This window comes from Aeromonas media (genome assembly GCF_020423125.1).
Lineage (GTDB): Bacteria > Pseudomonadota > Gammaproteobacteria > Enterobacterales > Aeromonadaceae > Aeromonas > Aeromonas media.
Window position 1 is genome coordinate 2,053,250 of the sequence record NZ_CP075564.1, and the last position, 16,237, is coordinate 2,069,486.

Sequence of the window (16,237 nt, forward strand, 5' to 3'; positions counted from 1 at the left end):
CATTCTGACACCTGACGGATAAGCCAGGCCCATCTGAACGAATTGCCCCCTTCTTTTTTATTCTTTATGCCAATGCGACTGCCGTTGAGAAAATCACAGACAAAAAAGGCGGGAATCTCTCCCGCCTTGTTTGTATCTGCTGTCTACCGCTTATTCGCAGGCAACCTGCATCACCTTGATGGCCAGGCCACCGCGGGAGGTCTCACGGTACTTGGAGTCCATGTCCTTGCCGGTGATGTACATGGTCTCGATGACCTTGTCCAGTGAGACACGGGGCTTGGAGGTGCGACGCAGGGCCATGCGGGAGGAGTTGACCGCCTTCATGGCGGCGATGGCGTTGCGCTCGATGCAGGGGACCTGTACCTGGCCGGCCACCGGATCGCAGGTCAGACCCAGATTGTGCTCCATGCCGATCTCGGCTGCTTCACACACCTGCTCCGGGCTGCCGCCCATCAGTTCGGTCAGGCCGGCGGCGGCCATGGAGCAGGAGACACCCACCTCACCCTGGCAACCCACTTCGGCACCCGAGATGGAAGCGTTCATCTTGTAGAGCATGCCGACGGCGGCGGCGGCCAGGTAGAAACGGGTGTATTCGTCGCGGCCGACCGGCTGGATGAACTTGTCGTAGTAGGCCAGCACGGCCGGGATGATGCCCGCGGCGCCGTTGGTCGGAGCCGTGACGACGCGGCCACCGGCGGCGTTCTCTTCACTCACCGCCAGGGCGAACATGTTGACCCAGTCCACGATGCTCATGGGGTCGTTGGAGAGATGCTCGTTGGTGGTCAGCTGACGGTAGAGGGGGGCGGCACGGCGCGGCACCCGCAGCGGGCCGGCCAGGACACCCTCGGTGCGGCAGCCGCGCTCTATCCCTTCACGCATGGTGGTCCAGATCTTGCCGAGCTTCTTGTAGATCTCTTCCGGGGTATTGAAGCACTTCTCGTTCTCCAGCATCAGGGCGGAGATGGAGAGACCGGTCTGGCCGCAGTGGGCCAGCAGCTCGGCGGCGCTCTTGAAGGGGTAGTTGACGGTCATGTCGCCGCTGTCGGCCTTGCCGAAGCTCTCTTCGTCGACGATGAAGCCACCGCCGATGGAGTAATAGGTCTTGCTGTAGACGGCTTCGTCTTCGATGAAGGCGGTCAGCTTCATGCCGTTCTCGTGCAGGGGCAGGGCCTCGTCATGGAACACCATGGCGCCTTTCGGGAAGCTGACGGTGTGGCAGTGCAGGCCGATGGGCAGGCGACCGGTCTGCTCGACCCGAGAGATGAATTCAGGAATGCCGTCGATGTCGACATTTTCCGGCAGGTTGCCGGCCAGCCCCATGATGATGGCGGTGTCGGTGTGGTGGCCTTTGCCGGTCCAGGAGAGGGAGCCATAGACGTCAACCTGGATCCGGGTGATGTCACGGATCTTGCCGCTAGCACGCAGATCATCCACGAACTGTTTGGCAGCTTTCATCGGGCCGACAGTGTGGGAAGAGGAGGGGCCAACACCGATTTTGAAGATATCAAAAACGCTGATCATGTAACAAATACCTCAGGGTAGAAGGGGGCGCCATGCCCGCTCGCAGAAAGGGTGATCCATGGGACGGGTCTGTCGTCACAAAGGCCGGGAAACCAGATAACCGCAGTGTAACGGCTTCCTGCCTAAAAAAAGTTGAAATAGATCTATTTTTGTTGAATTCACGGCGCGAGTATAAAATTTATTTTGATGGTTATCCATTTTGTTAAGCGCAAGGCAAACGTTTTGCAAAAAAATACCCGGCCAGGCCGGGTATCTGAGGGTCATCTGAGGTCGTTTTTACTCAGGCTTAACATTCGGTGATGTTGACGGCGAGGCCGCCGCGGGCGGTCTCCTTGTACTTGGTCTTCATGTCGTTGCCGGTTTCCCACATGGTTCTGATCACCTTGTCCAGCGACACCTTGTGCTCGCCGGTGCCACGCAGGGCGAGGCGGGCGGCATTGATCGCCTTGATCGCTCCCATGGCGTTGCGCTCTATGCAGGGCACCTGCACCAGGCCGCCGATGGGATCGCACGTCAAACCCAGGTTGTGCTCCATGCCGATCTCGGCGGCGTTCTCGACCACGGCCGGGCTGCCGCCGAGCAGTTCGGCCAGGGCGCCGGCGGCCATGGAGCAGGCGACCCCCACTTCTCCCTGACAACCCACCTCGGCCCCCGACAGGGAAGCATTCTTCTTGTAGAGGATGCCGATGGCGGCGGCGGTGAGGAAGTACTGCATCAGCAGCTCGTCATCCACCTTGCGCACGAAGCGATCGTAATAATGCAGCACGGCGGGGATGATGCCGGCGGCGCCGTTGGTGGGGGCGGTCACCACCCGGCCACCGGCGGCATTCTCCTCGTTGACGGCCAGGGCAAACAGGTCCACCCATTCCATCACCATCAGGGGATCCTTGTTGAAGTTGGTCTCGCCACAGAGCTGGCGATAGAGGGCAGGGGCGCGCCGTTTCACCTTGAGGCCCCCCGGCAATACCCCCTCGCTCCTGCAACCGCGCTCGACACAACCCTGCATCGCCTGCCAGATCTTGCGCAGGCCCGCCTTGATCTCGGCTTCGCTGCGAAACACCTTTTCATTGGCCAGCATCAACCCCGAGATGGAGAGACCGCTCTCCTGGCAGTGGGCCAGCAGCTGGGCCCCGCTCTCGAACGGGTAGGGCACGGGGTGGGCGGCATCGAAGCGGGCGGCCTCTTCCCTGGCGTTGGCGAAGTGGCTCTCCTCGATGATGAAGCCGCCACCGATGGAGTAGTAGGTCTGCTCGAACAGCAGGCTGTCGCCCGCGAAGGCGCGCAGTGTCATGCCGTTGGAGTGGGCGGGCAGGGTCTTGCGCCGATTGAAGATGATGGCACCGACGCGGGGGAACTGGCTCGGTTGTTCCCCTCCCAGCCGCAGGGTCTGGCTGTGCTCCACCTGATCGAGGAAGGCGGGGATGGCCTCGATGTCCACAGATTCGGGTTCAAAGCCGGCCAGCCCGAGGATGATGGCCTTGCCGGTGCCATGACCCTTGCCGGTCTGGCCGAGAGAGCCGTAGCACTCGACCACGACGCGTTCGGTGCGGGAGAGGAGTGCGCTCTGCTTGAGGGTGTGCACGAAGGCGCAGGCTGCCCGCATCGGCCCCACTGTGTGGGAGGAGGAGGGACCAATCCCGATGGAAAACAGGTCGAAGACACTGATCATGACGTACTCCGATTATGGATTTCGTCTAAACATTGTAAATTTTTTGTAGTCGATGAAAAGGGGGGAAGTGACAGCCTGTGATGGCGGTGTGGAAATGGGGCAAAACAGGGGGATCAGGGGGGCCAGGAGGAGCGGATCTGCATCTCATGGCACCCCTGTGGGGCTATCAGTCGAGGAACTCGCACAGGTAGGCGGTGGCAGTCTTCACTTCCAGCTTGAAGGAGGAGTGACCTGCCACGTCGAAGGACTCGCCCTGATGGTAGCTGTGCCACTCGTCTTTATCGGCCAGCTGGATGCGAAGGGCACCCTTGATCACCGTCATCCGCTCCGGGGCGGCGGTGTTGAACTGGTAATCACCCGCTTCCATCACACCGACCGTGGCTTTCTCGCCTTTTTGCTCGAAACCGATGGATTTAACATTTCCGTCAAAATATTCGTTAACTTTCAGCATCTTTTCTTCCCTGTATGCACGTTTGCAGAGCAAAAGTAGCACATTATTTTGGCGATTGTCATGGTGAAATAGGGAAAAAACGGAGAGTTTCTTGTGGGTCTCAACTTTGTGAAAAACCATGAAAATTCGTTTCGTTCAGGGATCACGATGTTAAACGGGTAATAAATATGAGATAAAGCGCGCCGCCAGAGCAATGGAGAGGATTTGACGCTCTGGGTGGTCATTTGCGCTGCAAAAGTGTGAGTCATTGCTAAATAAAGGAACATTCTGTGTTGACAAAAGGATTAATTAAAAATATCGGCTTCCAGGTCGTGGTTGCCATGATCCTGGGGGCGCTGGTGGGTGCCCTCATGGGTGAGCAGGCGGCCGTCTTCGCCCCCCTGGGTACGCTCTTCATCCAGCTGATCAAGATGCTGGTGATCCCGCTGGTGGCGGTCGCCATCCTGTCCGGGGCCGCCAATCTGGGGGCCAGCCCGGCCGCAGGCAAGATAGGGGTGACCACGCTCGCCTTCTTCCTCGGTACCTCCGCCCTGGCGGTGCTGCTGGCGCTGGTGATGGGTCAGATCTTCAAGCCCGGCGTCGGGGTCGATTTTGGCTCCACGGCCGCCATGTTCTCTGGTGATTACGCCGACAAGGGCGCCCTGCCGGACGCCGTGGCTACCCTGCTTGGGATGATCCCGACCAATGTGTTCAGTGCCCTGAACGAGGCGAACATCCTGCAGATCCTGGTGTTCTGCATGTTCCTCGGCATCGCGCTGGCCAAGCAGCCCCGCGAGCGTGCCAAGCCGCTGGTGGATGGCCTCAACACTCTGGTGGACGCCTTCGTCTGGATGATCAACAAGGTGATGCTGATTGCCCCCATCGGGGTCTTCGGCCTGATGGCCGACGCCATCGGTACCTATGGTTTCGACGTGCTGACCCTGGTGCTCAAGCTGTTCGTGGTCTATGTCGCCGCCATCCTCATCTTCGGCTTCGTGGTCTACCCGCTGCTGATCGCTGTCTTCTCCAACACGCCGGTACGCAAGTACTTCTCGGCGATGAAGAAGCCGCAGATCGTGGCCTTCTCCACCGCCTCTTCCATGGCGACCCTGCCGGTCAACATGGAGACTTGCGAACACGATCTGAAGGTGACCAATGCCACCGCTTCCTTCGTGCTGCCGCTGGGCGCCACCATCAACATGAGCGGCAACGCCATCTATTACGGTCTGGTGGCCATCTTCTTCGCCCAGGTTTACAACATCGATCTCAGCATGGGCGCCTGGGCGGCCATCATCCTCACCTCGACCCTGGGTGCCATCGGCCAGGCCGGCGTGCCAGGCCCGAGCTTCCTGGTGGTGGCCGTGCTGCTGGCGGCCGGTATCCCCATCGAGGGGCTGCCGCTGTTGTTCGCGCTGGATCGCCTGTTCGACATGATCCGGACCGCGCTCAACATCACCGGCGATGCGGCTTGCGCCATCATCGTCGATCGCTACAGCCCGGATTACGATCCGAACCGCTGGAGCAAGGAGGCCTGATACCAGGCTCACAACCATGAATGACAAGAGGGAGGCGCAAGCCTCCCTCTTTTCGTTGTCCCCGGGCTATCTGCCCCCATCCTCTGCCGACTCAGGGCGTCAGCTGCCCCAGCGCCTGCCGGCAACGCTGCTCCGCCGCCTCCAGCTCCAGCAATACCATCTGGATGTCTTCCAGCTGTTGCTGCAGGGTCTCCCGCTTGTCGGCCACCAACCCCAGCATGGTCTGCAACTGGGAGCGGCTGCTCTTGTCCGCGTCATAGAGATCGAACAGCTCACGGATGTCTGCGAGGCTGAACCCCAGCCGTTTGCCACGCAGGGTCAGCTTGAGACGCACCCTGTCCTGGCGGCTGTAGATCCGGGTCTGTCCCTGGCGTGTCGGATTCAGCAGGCCCTGATCCTCGTAGAAACGGATACTGCGTGTGGTCACATCGAATTCACGGGCCAGCTCGCTGATGCTGAAGGTCCGGGCGTCATCCTTGGATTTGGTCATAGGGCTGTCTTGGCTGTCATCTGGTTGTCAATGCAGGCTGGCACCTTACCCAAACGTCAACTTCCCCGCAAGTCTTGTTCCGGGGACGGCGGCGGCATATGTTATCCCAATGTAACAAGGAGAGCGCTATTGATGGATATCGTGATTGTGGCAGCCAAACGTACCCCCATGGGGGCCTTCCAGGGGGCCTTGAGCACACTGAGTGCTCCGGAGCTCGGCGCCTGCGCCATCCGCGCCGCCCTGGCGGCGGCCGGGATGGGGGGGGATCGGGTCGATGAGGTCTATCTGGGCAATGTGCTGAGCGCCGGGGTCGGGCAGGCACCGGCCCGGCAGGCGGCACTCAAGGCCGGGCTGCCGGACAGCGTGCCCTGCACCACCCTCAACAAGGTGTGCGGCTCCGGCATGAAGGCGGTGATGCTGGCGGCAGACGCGCTGCGGCTGGGGGAGGTGGACGTGGTGGTGGCGGGCGGCATGGAGAGCATGAGCCGGGCCCCCTATTTGCTGGACAAGGCGCGCAGCGGTTTTCGCATGGGTCACCAAAGCGTGCTGGATCACATGTTCCTCGACGGTTTGCAGGATGCCTACGAGGGGCACCTGATGGGCCACTATGCCCAGCTGAGCGCGGACAGAGCCGGGCTGACCCGGGCTGACATGGATGCCTTCGCCATCGCCTCTCTCGAGCGGGCCCTGGCGGCGCAGCGAAGCGGCGCCTTCGGGGCAGAGCTGGCGCCCGTGATGGCCGGGGACACCCTGTTGCTGGCCGACGACGAGCAACCGGAGAAGGCCAGGCCCGACAAGATACCGACCCTGAAACCGGCCTTCAGCAAGACGGGCACCATCACGGCGGCCAATGCCAGCTCCATCTCGGACGGGGCGGCGGCGCTGGTGCTGATGCGGGCCGAGACGGCCCATCAACTGGGCTTGCCGGTGCTGGCCAGGGTGGTGGGATACCAGAGCCATGCCGCCCTGCCGGCGGAGTTTACCAGCGCCCCGGTGGGGGCCATCGACAAGTTGCTGGCCCGGGTGGGCTGGTCGGTGGAGGAGGTGGATTTGTTCGAGGTGAACGAGGCCTTCGCCATGGTGAGCATGCTGGCGATGGCGGGGGGCCAGATCCCCCATCACAAGCTGAACGTAAACGGAGGCGCCTGCGCCCTAGGGCATCCCCTGGGGGCCAGCGGTGCCCGCATCCTGGTGACCCTGATCCATGCTCTGCGCACGCGCGGGCTCAGGCGAGGGGTGGCGAGTCTGTGCATCGGGGGCGGAGAGGCGACGGCCATGGCCATCGAGCTGGTGTGAGCCTTGGTCCCAACGCCGGCCCCAGGCCGGTCCGGTGTTGAGGCCGTTTCCCTCTGTTTCTCCCTCCACTCATTACTTATGTCCGGCAGCGGGTCGCTCAGGCGACCCGCTTGTCTCCCTCCATGTCGCTCTATCAACCCCTGGTTTTCCAACTGTGCTTTTCGCTCGTCATGTCACCTAGCCTGATGGATAGACGGTGGCGAAAAGTCCGGTTTTGGTGGGGAACATGGACTGATTTGCTTTCATTCAGCCGGGATTAAGCCTGATGACCGTTTTCGACACTGGTCTGCTTTGTGGCGGGAGATGGGCTCCCTACTATTCGCCTCTGTTTTACTGTCCTCGCACCGTTCCCGTGCACCACTGACTCACGGCAGTGTTCCGTCGTTGCCGTCATGGCCACTGCGACGATCAATGCCCGCTTGCGGTGGGTACCCACAAGAGAAACTCAGATGACTACGCCATTCAAGCGCAGCACCCTTGCCAGCGTGCTGGCACTGCTTGCCACCCATGCCTCAGCCTCCGGCTTCCAGATCAACGAACACTCCGCCGCCGGCCTTGGCCGAGCCTTCGCAGGTGAGGGGGCCATCGCCGACAGCGCCGCCGTGCTGGGTCGCAACCCCGCTGCCATGATGATGTTCGACAAGACCGCCGTCTCGGTAGCGGCCACCATGGTCGATCCGGATTACAGCGTGGACGGGGCCTTTGTCACCGATCTGCCGGGTAGCCGGTTTGACTCCAGCACGCCGGCAAGTCATGGTAACGCCGGCCCCAACGCGGTCATCCCCGCCGCCTACATGATCCACCCCGTCAACGACCAGTGGGCCGTCGGTTTCGCCATGATGACCAACTACGGCCTGGGCACCCGCTTCGACGACAGCTTCGGGGCGGGCAGCCATCCCGCCGCCGGCCTGTTGGCGGGTGAGACGTCCCTGATGAGCGTCAATCTGAACCCCAATGTCGCCTATCGCGTCAACGAGCAGTGGAGCCTCGGGGCCGGTATCAACTACACCCTCGCCACCGGTTACGTCGATAGAGTCGATGCCAATGGAAACGCCAATGGTGCTCACAATACCCTGGCCAACTTCGATGGCGCCGGCAACGGTTGGGGCTGGAACCTCGGTACCCTGTTCGAGATCAACCAGGATAACCGCCTGGCGCTGACCTATCGCTCCCAGATCGATGTGGAGCTGGAGGGGGATTACACCGGGGCAGTGGGGGCGCCCGGCTATAAGGCCGAGGCCACGGTCGATGTGCCCATGCCCGCCATCGCCGAGTTTTCCGGCTACCACCGCCTGACTCCGCAATTTGCACTGCACTACTCCGTGATGTGGACCGACTGGAGCGCCTTTGAAAAACTGGAAGCCGTCAGCAGCCAGTGCAACCTGCCGGGTGGCGTCTGCCTGAGCAAGAACGAGCAGTTGCAAGATGCGATGCGCTACGCGGTCGGGGCGACCTGGTATGTGAACCCGCAGTGGGAGGCACGCGTCGGGGTGGCCTATGACGAATCCGCCGTGCAGAGCGAGCACGCCACCATCAGTCTGCCTGATGCAGACAAGTGGTGGTACAGCGCAGGGGCGACCTATCACATCGATGAGAGCAAGAGCATCGATCTTGGCATGGCCTATATCAATGGGGAAGCGAGCGGGGTCAAGGAAGGGATCCACAACAACGACCCGGGTCAGCCGTTCTATTTCGAAGGCAACAATGAAGGCAATGCCTTCCTGGCCTCGGTCCAGTTCAATATGGTGTTCTGAACGAAACGTCCCCTCGCGGGACGTTTTTGTTATGAGATGACATAAGGGAGAACCATGGCGGGTTCGCGGGTTCAGTCCATCCCTTCCATGGCCTGGAGCTGCTGATTGACCCAGGCGGTGGCGGCGAGATAGAGGTGGCTGACCTTCTCCTCGTTGAGGCCGAGGCGGGCGGTGCTGGCGGCGATCCGTTGCCAGTTGGCCTTCTCGTACTCTTCACAGAACGCGAGGTAGAACCCCAGGTTGCCCTTGCGCTCCAGCAGGGCGGCACGGATCTCGGCGGTCAGCGGTATGGTGCCGAGCAACTGATCCAGCGGCTGCCCCATCAGCACATCCAGCAGGGAGAAGAGCCCGGTGATGAAGGCTTGCTGAGCCTGCTGGGTGGGGGCATGGGTCTGTGCCAGCAGCTCGCAGAAGCGGGCACGGATGAGGGACATCTGGTAGAGCTCGGCACTCTTGTCGTGACCCGCACTGGTGGCGGCGATCAGGGCCACGAAGCGTTTCAGCTGGGAATGACCCAGGGAGCTGGCGGCCTGGCGAAACGAGGCGATGGGCTGGGGAAAGTGCTTGAGATGGTTGACGTAGCGCAGCAGCTTGAGGGAAAGGGAGAGATCCTGATTGAACAGTTGCTCAATCTTGTCCAGATCCGGCTCGGCCTGATTGACCACCTTCAGCAGTTGCATCACCACCAGCTGGGTCGGGGGCATGGTGGTCTGCTGCACCATCTGGGGCCTGCTAAAGAAGAAGCCTTGGAACAACTCGACCCCGAGCCCCTTCATCCGTTCAAACTCGGCCTTGTCCTCCACCTTTTCGGCGAGATAGGTGAGCGGCAGGTGGCGATGGGTCTGCATGAACCGCTCGATGCTGGCAAGCGGCGTGGCCCGCAGATCGAACTTGATGATATGGATATAGGGAAGGAACCTGTCCCAGGCCGGGACCAGGGTGAAATCATCCAGCGCCAGCCGATAGCCCAGCCCGCGGAGCTGGATCACCTTGTCCAGCAGCGCATCGTCGGGCTCGGCATCTTCCAGTATCTCGATCACCACCTTGTCCTGGGGCAGGCATTCGGCCAGACCGTCCAGCAGCAGGGAGTGAGGGAAGTTGATGAAGCAGGGGTGTCCGCCAAGCAGCTGATCGATGTTCTGTTGCAGAAATTGCTCTGTCACCAGTCGGGAGGTAGCCAGCTGTGCGGAGATGGGGGGAAACACATTATCCAGGCTGTCGCGAAACAGCAGCTCATAGGCATGGGTCTTCAACTCCCGATCCAGGATGGGCTGCCTTGCTACATAGGAATACATGCATCTCTCCAGCATGGGTGAAGGCTTGATTCTATGGTTAAGCGGATCACTATGCCAGTGCCGACCGGGTCGAAACGGTCAGCAACTGGCAGAGTGCAGCCAAGGTTGGCAGGATCAGAACAGGTAGTTGAGCTGCAGGCCAGCCAGCCAGGCGTCCCCTTCCGAGGTGCCCTGGAAGGTGGAGGTGGTTTGTGCCATCCCGGGTCTGAGCTGCATGGTCTCGTTCACCTCGACTTTCTTGCCGTCGATCAGGGTCAGCCCCAGATCCAGCGACAGGTTGCGATCTATCTGGTAACCCACCCCGGCGCTGTACCACACCCGATCCGAGTCCGGGATGGAGATGGTGCGGCGATCGGCGGGCACCGGGCTGCGATCGTAGGCCAGGCCGGAGCGCAGCTGCCACTTCGGATCCAGGCGATAGGTCAGGCCGAGGGCGTAGCGCCAGCTGTCTTCCCAGTGCTCGTCCTTGATGTGCATGGTGCCATGGTGATCGAGCTCGGATTCGAGCTGGACGAACTTGCTCCAGTTGGTCCAGTTGATGCTCGAATGCAACGCCAGGGCCGGGGTCAGCTGATGGAACAGGGCCAGCTCCGCAGTGGCGGGCAGCGGCAGGTCCAGGGTGCCGGTGTCGGTGAAGGTACGGCCCAGCAGATCGGTGCCGACAGCATCCCCTGAGAGGGTCAGGGTCACGTCATGGCGATAGGAGAGGCCGATGCGGGTGGCCGGCGACAGCTCCAGCAGGGTGCCGAGATGCCAGCCAAGGGCCCAGCCATCCCCCTTGAGGTGCTTGGCAATCTTGTTGTTGGAAGGAAAGGTGCCGCCCACTTCCCCTTCCCCCTGGATGGCGGAAAGCCCGGCGCCGACCGACCAGTTCCGGTTGATGCGATAGGCCAGGGAGGCACCGAGATCCACGGTCTTGATATCGGAGATGTTGCCAAAGTGACCGGCGTTGTAGTTGTCCGGCATCTGGACGCCGAGGCCATAGTAGGAGGTCGCCGCCAGCCCCAGCCACCATTGATCATTCAGGGGCATGATGAGATAGGCATTGGGCACCCAGGCACCGTCCGCGATGTCGTTGGCGCTTGCATCCAGAGTCACCGGTCCCTGGGCGGTGGGGACCCGGGTCAGCCCCTCGATGTTGACGTCAGGCTGGATATGGATGACGCCCCCGGAGAAGGCGGTGCGCTCGAAGCGGGTCATGGCCGCGGCGTTACGGGCGAGCACGCTGGCATTGTCGGCGATGGCAGCTTCACCGGCGAAGGCGCGGCCCATGCCGGTGGCCGATTGTTCCGCCAGCTGGAAACCGGCCGCCTGGGCCTGACTCGATAGCACCAACAGGGCGATGAGGGAGGGCTTCATGTTCGGGAGCATTGCTTTTCCTCGGGATGAACTTGGAGTTCATTCTGTGATTTGGTTGGGGGCGGGATTTTATATGGTATGACCAGTAAGGCAACGGGAGCGGGGGCAGAGAGGACAAAACGGGATTTAATGCTGGAGGTATTGCCTCTAATAGCTTGATAAAAAACAAAAAGAGTACAGCTGTTTGCTACAGCTGTGCGCCGAGATGGGGATGTCGCATAAAAAAAGAGCGCCCGGAGGCGCTCTGTTTTATCGCGATGAAATCAGAACTTCATGTTGAACTGGGCGGAAGCCAGGAAGGCGTTACCGTGGGAAGTGCCCTTCCAGCGAACCGGATCGGTATGGCTGGTCAGACCTTCGTTCACGTCCACTTCCTTGCCATCCAGGTAAGCCATGCCGAAATCGACGCTCATGTCCTGATCGATGTGGTAGGTGGCGCCGGCGCTGTACCAGACACGGTCGGAGTCAGGAATGCTCAGGCTGCGGTATTCCGGCTCGATCGGGCTGTTGTCGTAGGCGAAGCCGATGCGGGCTTCCCAGGACGGGTTGACGTACCAGGTACCGCCGAGGGAGTAACGGGTAGAATCCTTGAACTTCTCGTCTTTTTGCAGGCAGACCCCACCGGCGCAGGCGTTGCTGGTGGCCTTGAGCTCCTGGAAGGCGCTCCAGTCGGTCCAGTTGACGGAGTAGTGCACCGCGAACTGCTGGTTCAGACGGTGGTAACCGGCGAATTCGGCCTGGGCAGGCAGATCCAGCTTCAGGTTGCCATCGACGGTCCGGTAGCCGGAGGTCAGCCCCTTGAAGTCGCCGTCAAAGCTCAAGTCCACCTGGGAGCGGTAGGTCAGGGCCAGGCGGTTGTTATCATTGATCTCGTACAGGGTACCGACGTTCCAGCCAAAGCCCCAGGTATCACCCTTGAGGTGAGCAATGGCGGTGTCGCTGTTGTGAACGATACCTGTCTTGGCAGTCAGACCCGGTGCCAGGGCTCCGGCATAGCGGTTCAGCTCGGCCTGGGCATAGACGGCATTGATGCCGGCACCCACGCTGAAGTTGGAGTTGATGCGATAGGCGATGTTGGGGTTGATATTGAAGGTCAACAGCTCGGTATCGCCGGCACCGGCACCGGCCGGGAAGGTCTTGGAGTACTCGGTGGAGAGGCCGTAGTTGGAGAACAGGCCAATCCCCCAGGCCCACTGATCGTTCAGGGGCTGGATGAAATAGGTGGCCGGCACGAAGGCATCTGGCGCGATGTCGCTCTCGCTGGAAGAGGCCAGCTTGGCCGGACCGGCATAGATGTCGCCCGCGACATCCACGTCGGGCTTGATATAGGTACCGGAAACAGACAGTGCCATCTTGTCGAAGGTGGTCATGGCGGCCGGGTTACGGGACAGCACGGACGCATTGTCGGCGATGGCTGCTTCCCCGGCATAGGCGCGGCCCAGACCGGAAGCCGAGTGTTCGTTCAGCTGGAACGCGGCGGCGAAGGTCTGAGTGCTGGCCAGGGTGACGGCCGCGGCGATCAGGCTTTTCTTGAAAAAGGCAGTTGTCATAGTGTTCTCTCTTTGTAAGCAGATTTTCTGTCGACATCAGGGCTCTTTGGCCGCTATAGACGACAAGATCTGTTGTTATGTCAGCTTCTTCCCATTCATTTCTGGCGTGATTCTATGGATCTGGTAGGAGGTAAGAAATCAGACCAGTGACAGCAGAATACATAAAAGTTTCCATTGTGTTAATCATTTGTTTTAACTTGCCGTTTAAATGGTCTGTTTTATCCATTATTGAATGAATAACATACAATAGGTGTCGTTTGTATCGTTCAAAAAAAATAGTAAAAATGTGACTTCAGGTGGGTATCAAGCGGGAAGTCGTCGGGATTCTGAGATGAACAGGCAGACAACGACGGTGTCTGCCTGTGATATGGAGGGGACGGGGGCCCAGTCAGCCCCAGTCAAGTTCTGTTAAATGGACCAGTGCAGGCGTGACTCAAGCTGCTGGGCAACCGGGGCAAGTGACTCCTGCATGTCTCCAATCAACACCATGTTTGCCCCTTTGAGCGGCAGTATCTCCCCCTTGAGGGTACCGTCTGCAAAATCGGGCTGGATCGTGAGTGGTACATGCTTGGGCACCAGAAACAGGGTTACCGGGCCCATCTTGCCCTGGATCACCATGTGCAGGGCCGGCCCCTGATAAAAGGCACAGTGATTGACATAGGTTACCTTCATGCCGGGCATGCCCATCAGGGTGGCACCATATTTTTCCATCTTGGCGTTGATGGTCTGCAGGCTCACCTTCTCATCCACCCCCTGGATGAAGGGCTCCTCCCCATAGACGTGGGCCATGGCCACCTGGGCCAGCGACAACGGCTCCGATGCCGGTGGCCAGCTGATCCAGCGGGTACTCATGCCGAGCAGGAAGGCGACCGAGGCCGCCATGGCGAGCGGGCGCCAACCTCTGCCTTTGGTCGGGGGGGGCAGTGGCATCACCACATCCTCGCTCGCGTCCATCGCCTGGCGGAGCAGGATCCGCTCGGCGAGACCGGCGGGCACCTCCACCTCCAGGGTGCGGCGCAGTTTGCTGTCCAGCTGCTTCATCTCGTCCAGATGCTTGCGATTGGCGGAAGATGCCTCTGCCGCGGCGAGGAAGGCCGGATCCCTGTCCGAGGGATGGGTGATGGCCCGGCGGCGAAATTCAAACTCATCCATTGGTGTGACCTCTCTGTTGTACCGCAGCCTCCATGGCCTCTTTGATCTGGTTGCGAGCCCGGAACAGCCGCGTCATGACGGTGTTCTTGTTCAGGCCGAGCTGGGCGGCGATCTCCTCGCCGCTGAATCCCCCCAGCACCTGCAACAGCAGGGGTTCCTGATATTCGGCAGGCAGGCGGGCGATGTGGCGCCGAAGCCATTCGTGTTCCATCTCCTGCTCGCTGTGCAGCGCATCCGGATCGCTTTGGGGATGCTCGTCGAGATCGATGAGATCGAACTGCTTGCGCTCGAAGCGCCGGGCATTTTCCCGCCGCAAGATGGTGATGAGCCAGGCCTTGGCGGCCTTGTCATCGACCAGGGAGTCGAGCGCCTTCCAGGCTCGCAGGAAGGTCTCCTGCACCAGATCCTCGGCGACTTGGGGATCCCGGCACAGCCAGTAGGCGTAGCGGTAGATGTCCCCGTGCAGGGCGTGCACCAGGGCCTCGTATTTCGTTTGTTTGTCTGCCATATCCCCATAGACCGGGGTGGCCGAGGGATCCTTTCCCGTTCCTGCCTTTTTTTTTCTAAAAAAACCTAACGTCATGAATGCGATTCCTTTTTCATGAGTGGTTTGCCGCAGGCGTCAAGGATGTGCCCACGCCAGTTTTCTGAGGACATAGGCTATCGCAAAAGTCTCCCTGGCGCACAGCGACTGGGCGAGCCTCTGCCAGTCGACCCCTTGGCTGGCAGCGCCAGGGGCGGCAAAACAGGCCCTGTCCAGGTCATCGAGCAGCGTGCCCATGGCGGGATCGCTATGACAGGGCAGGTTGGCCAGGTGCTGGCAAGGCCGTCCCAAGCGCAGCGCTGCCCAGGCCAGCAAGGCCCATCTGGCCGGGTCAGGTTCCCGGGTCGCCAGGGCCCGTTGCAGCCGATAGAAGGCGAGCCAGCGCGGCCCGCCTTGGCACAGGGCGCGCAGCAGCAGCGCCCACAGCACCCAGTGGAGGCTCTCTGCGCCCGGCGCCCTGGCGGGATCGGAGGGGGCGGCGTCGCCCTCGATGTGCAGGGTCTGCGTCGGCAGGCGGGCCTGCTCGATGCGCCCGGTCCGGGTGTTGAACCAGGAGAGGGTTAAGGCGGGCAGGGTATAGCTGCCTGGGGCTTGTGCGGTCAGGGCCTGGCGCCACTGGCGTTCGAAGCGCAGCGCCCCCTTGGCCACGAAACGCTCCTGCTGCTGCTCGCCGTCCGGTTTCATCGAAAGACCCTGCGGCAATGCCGGGGCCGGGATCTGTGGCAGGCGGTTGCCATCCCCTCCTTCCATCACCAGGGTGAGGGTGCGGATCACCGGCTCCCCGACGCTGGCTCCCCTGGCCGGACTGAACTGCTGGCGCAGGATCAGGCTGCTCGCCACCGGCTCCACCGGTGCCTTGTCTACCTTGACCAAGAGGGTGGCCGCTCTGGCGGAAAGCAGATCCCCCGCGTCGTTTTGCGCGGCGGTGTCCGGGCCCTGGGGCAATCGACCCTGGAAACGGGGGGACTCCAGGGGATGCAGCCCGGGCTCCCTGGCTTGGAGCAGCCACTTGCGGATCAGGCGCCCTGGCATGCCGGGGCTGGCGGGGGACTCCCAGCGATCATCGCCGAGGCGGCGTATGGTGAAGCCTTGACCGAGGGGCTCGCCGAGGTTGGGGGCCTCCATGTTGGCGGGCAGCCAGAGGCTCAGCTCATAGATGAAGGGTTGCCCCGGGTAGAGAGGGCCCTGATGCAGCACCCTGGCCTGCAGCTCCACGGGGGAGACTCGTGCCTCGGGTTGCGGCATCAGGGCGCCCGTCCGGGGACGCGTCGGAATGGGTAGCGCGGGCGTCTGTTCGGCGCCGAGGGTCAAGGGAGGCACCTGGCGGGGACTGGTCTCCAGCAGGTGAAGCGGGATCTGCCAGCGGATCAGGCTGCTCACCTCGGTATTGACGCGGCTGATGCTGACCCGGCCTACCGCAAACTGACGCAGCAGGGGGAGCAGGCTGAGCTCGTCGCCCTTGAGCTCCCCGTCGGCTTCGATGACGAGCAACCAGTCGCGATCGTTCTCCCCCGCCAGCAGCTCGGCGCGAGGGGGGGCCGCCTGCACTTGAGCGGTCTGTACCTGGGCGGCCAGCAGCATGGCGAGCAGCCACCAGCCGCTTGGCACTTTCATAAACCGGATGAATGAATGCAGCCAGGGG

The 16,237-nt window shown here is 61.5% G+C and carries 13 protein-coding genes; 3 read left to right on the forward strand and 10 right to left on the reverse strand.

Annotation, left to right across the window (positions count from 1 at the left end):
* Nucleotides 1-150: 150 nt before the first annotated feature.
* The 3 genes from KI797_RS09460 to ppnP all read right to left on the reverse strand — a co-directional run bounded on the left by KI797_RS09460 (nt 151) and on the right by ppnP (nt 3,641).
* Complete coding sequence (locus KI797_RS09460) at nt 151-1,521, reverse strand: L-serine ammonia-lyase (RefSeq protein WP_005325119.1); 1,371 nt, start codon at nt 1,519-1,521, stop codon at nt 151-153.
* 286 nt (nt 1,522-1,807) lie between these two features.
* Nucleotides 1,808-3,190, reverse strand: coding sequence for an L-serine ammonia-lyase (locus KI797_RS09465; protein ID WP_226172738.1), 1,383 nt, complete (start codon nt 3,188-3,190; stop codon nt 1,808-1,810).
* A gap of 166 nt (nt 3,191-3,356) precedes the next feature.
* A complete protein-coding gene (ppnP, locus tag KI797_RS09470; protein WP_226172739.1) occupies nt 3,357-3,641 on the reverse strand; it encodes a pyrimidine/purine nucleoside phosphorylase in 285 nt (94 codons plus the stop codon).
* A 269-nt stretch (nt 3,642-3,910) separates the two neighbouring features.
* On the opposite strand from ppnP, the gene KI797_RS09475 reads away from it, so the two are divergent.
* Complete coding sequence (locus KI797_RS09475) at nt 3,911-5,155, forward strand: dicarboxylate/amino acid:cation symporter (protein ID WP_226172742.1); 1,245 nt, start codon at nt 3,911-3,913, stop codon at nt 5,153-5,155.
* Nucleotides 5,156-5,246: 91 nt separating this feature from the next.
* Here KI797_RS09475 and KI797_RS09480 read toward each other — a convergent pair whose 3' ends face one another.
* Nucleotides 5,247-5,645 (reverse strand): MerR family transcriptional regulator, encoded by a 399-nt coding sequence (locus KI797_RS09480; protein WP_005325128.1) that lies wholly within the window; start codon nt 5,643-5,645, stop codon nt 5,247-5,249.
* A gap of 132 nt (nt 5,646-5,777) precedes the next feature.
* Here KI797_RS09480 and KI797_RS09485 point away from each other — a divergent pair, with 132 nt between their 5' ends.
* Nucleotides 5,778-6,941: a thiolase family protein gene (locus KI797_RS09485; protein WP_226172744.1), complete on the forward strand. Its 1,164-nt coding sequence runs from the start codon at nt 5,778-5,780 to the stop codon at nt 6,939-6,941.
* Between the two features lie 449 nt (nt 6,942-7,390).
* Nucleotides 7,391-8,695, forward strand: coding sequence for an outer membrane protein transport protein (locus KI797_RS09490; protein WP_041205719.1), 1,305 nt, complete (start codon nt 7,391-7,393; stop codon nt 8,693-8,695).
* Between the two features lie 71 nt (nt 8,696-8,766).
* Here the strand turns inward: KI797_RS09490 and KI797_RS09495 are convergent, their stop codons facing one another.
* From KI797_RS09495 to KI797_RS09520, 6 genes are all read right to left on the reverse strand, one after another.
* The gene (locus KI797_RS09495) at nt 8,767-9,990 is read right to left on the reverse strand and encodes an EAL and HDOD domain-containing protein (protein WP_226172747.1); all 1,224 of its coding nucleotides are present in this window, start codon (nt 9,988-9,990) and stop codon (nt 8,767-8,769) included.
* A gap of 114 nt (nt 9,991-10,104) precedes the next feature.
* On the reverse strand, nt 10,105-11,361 hold the full coding sequence (locus KI797_RS09500) for an OmpP1/FadL family transporter (RefSeq protein ID WP_226172750.1): 1,257 nt from the start codon (nt 11,359-11,361) through the stop codon (nt 10,105-10,107).
* A gap of 251 nt (nt 11,362-11,612) precedes the next feature.
* Nucleotides 11,613-12,899 carry an outer membrane protein transport protein gene (locus tag KI797_RS09505; protein WP_226172753.1) on the reverse strand — a complete coding sequence of 429 codons (1,287 nt, stop codon included), beginning with the start codon at nt 12,897-12,899 and terminating at the stop codon, nt 11,613-11,615.
* Nucleotides 12,900-13,307: 408 nt separating this feature from the next.
* Nucleotides 13,308-14,051: a DUF3379 domain-containing protein gene (locus KI797_RS09510; protein ID WP_226172756.1), complete on the reverse strand. Its 744-nt coding sequence runs from the start codon at nt 14,049-14,051 to the stop codon at nt 13,308-13,310.
* Complete coding sequence (locus KI797_RS09515; RefSeq protein ID WP_082030011.1) at nt 14,044-14,634, reverse strand: sigma-70 family RNA polymerase sigma factor; 591 nt, start codon at nt 14,632-14,634, stop codon at nt 14,044-14,046. The genes KI797_RS09510 and KI797_RS09515 overlap by 8 nt, the downstream gene beginning before the upstream one ends.
* Before the next feature lie 39 nt (nt 14,635-14,673).
* Nucleotides 14,674-16,209 carry a BatD family protein gene (locus tag KI797_RS09520; RefSeq protein ID WP_226172759.1) on the reverse strand — a complete coding sequence of 512 codons (1,536 nt, stop codon included), beginning with the start codon at nt 16,207-16,209 and terminating at the stop codon, nt 14,674-14,676.
* Nucleotides 16,210-16,237 lie beyond the last annotated feature (28 nt).

What these genes read in the sequence shown, in the direction of transcription:
- KI797_RS09460 (WP_005325119.1), bottom strand. Translation starts at nt 1,521, where the DNA reads ATGATCAGCGTTTTTGATATCTTCAAAATCGGTGTTGGCCCCTCCTCT.
- KI797_RS09465 (WP_226172738.1), bottom strand. Translation starts at nt 3,190, where the DNA reads ATGATCAGTGTCTTCGACCTGTTTTCCATCGGGATTGGTCCCTCCTCC.
- ppnP (WP_226172739.1), bottom strand. Translation starts at nt 3,641, where the DNA reads ATGCTGAAAGTTAACGAATATTTTGACGGAAATGTTAAATCCATCGGT.
- KI797_RS09480 (WP_005325128.1), bottom strand. Translation starts at nt 5,645, where the DNA reads ATGACCAAATCCAAGGATGACGCCCGGACCTTCAGCATCAGCGAGCTG.
- KI797_RS09485 (WP_226172744.1), top strand. Translation starts at nt 5,778, where the DNA reads ATGGATATCGTGATTGTGGCAGCCAAACGTACCCCCATGGGGGCCTTC.
- KI797_RS09490 (WP_041205719.1), top strand. Translation starts at nt 7,391, where the DNA reads ATGACTACGCCATTCAAGCGCAGCACCCTTGCCAGCGTGCTGGCACTG.
- KI797_RS09495 (WP_226172747.1), bottom strand. Translation starts at nt 9,990, where the DNA reads ATGTATTCCTATGTAGCAAGGCAGCCCATCCTGGATCGGGAGTTGAAG.
- KI797_RS09500 (WP_226172750.1), bottom strand. Translation starts at nt 11,361, where the DNA reads ATGCTCCCGAACATGAAGCCCTCCCTCATCGCCCTGTTGGTGCTATCG.
- KI797_RS09505 (WP_226172753.1), bottom strand. Translation starts at nt 12,899, where the DNA reads ATGACAACTGCCTTTTTCAAGAAAAGCCTGATCGCCGCGGCCGTCACC.
- KI797_RS09510 (WP_226172756.1), bottom strand. Translation starts at nt 14,051, where the DNA reads ATGGATGAGTTTGAATTTCGCCGCCGGGCCATCACCCATCCCTCGGAC.
- KI797_RS09515 (WP_082030011.1), bottom strand. Translation starts at nt 14,634, where the DNA reads ATGACGTTAGGTTTTTTTAGAAAAAAAAAGGCAGGAACGGGAAAGGAT.
- KI797_RS09520 (WP_226172759.1), bottom strand. Translation starts at nt 16,209, where the DNA reads ATGAAAGTGCCAAGCGGCTGGTGGCTGCTCGCCATGCTGCTGGCCGCC.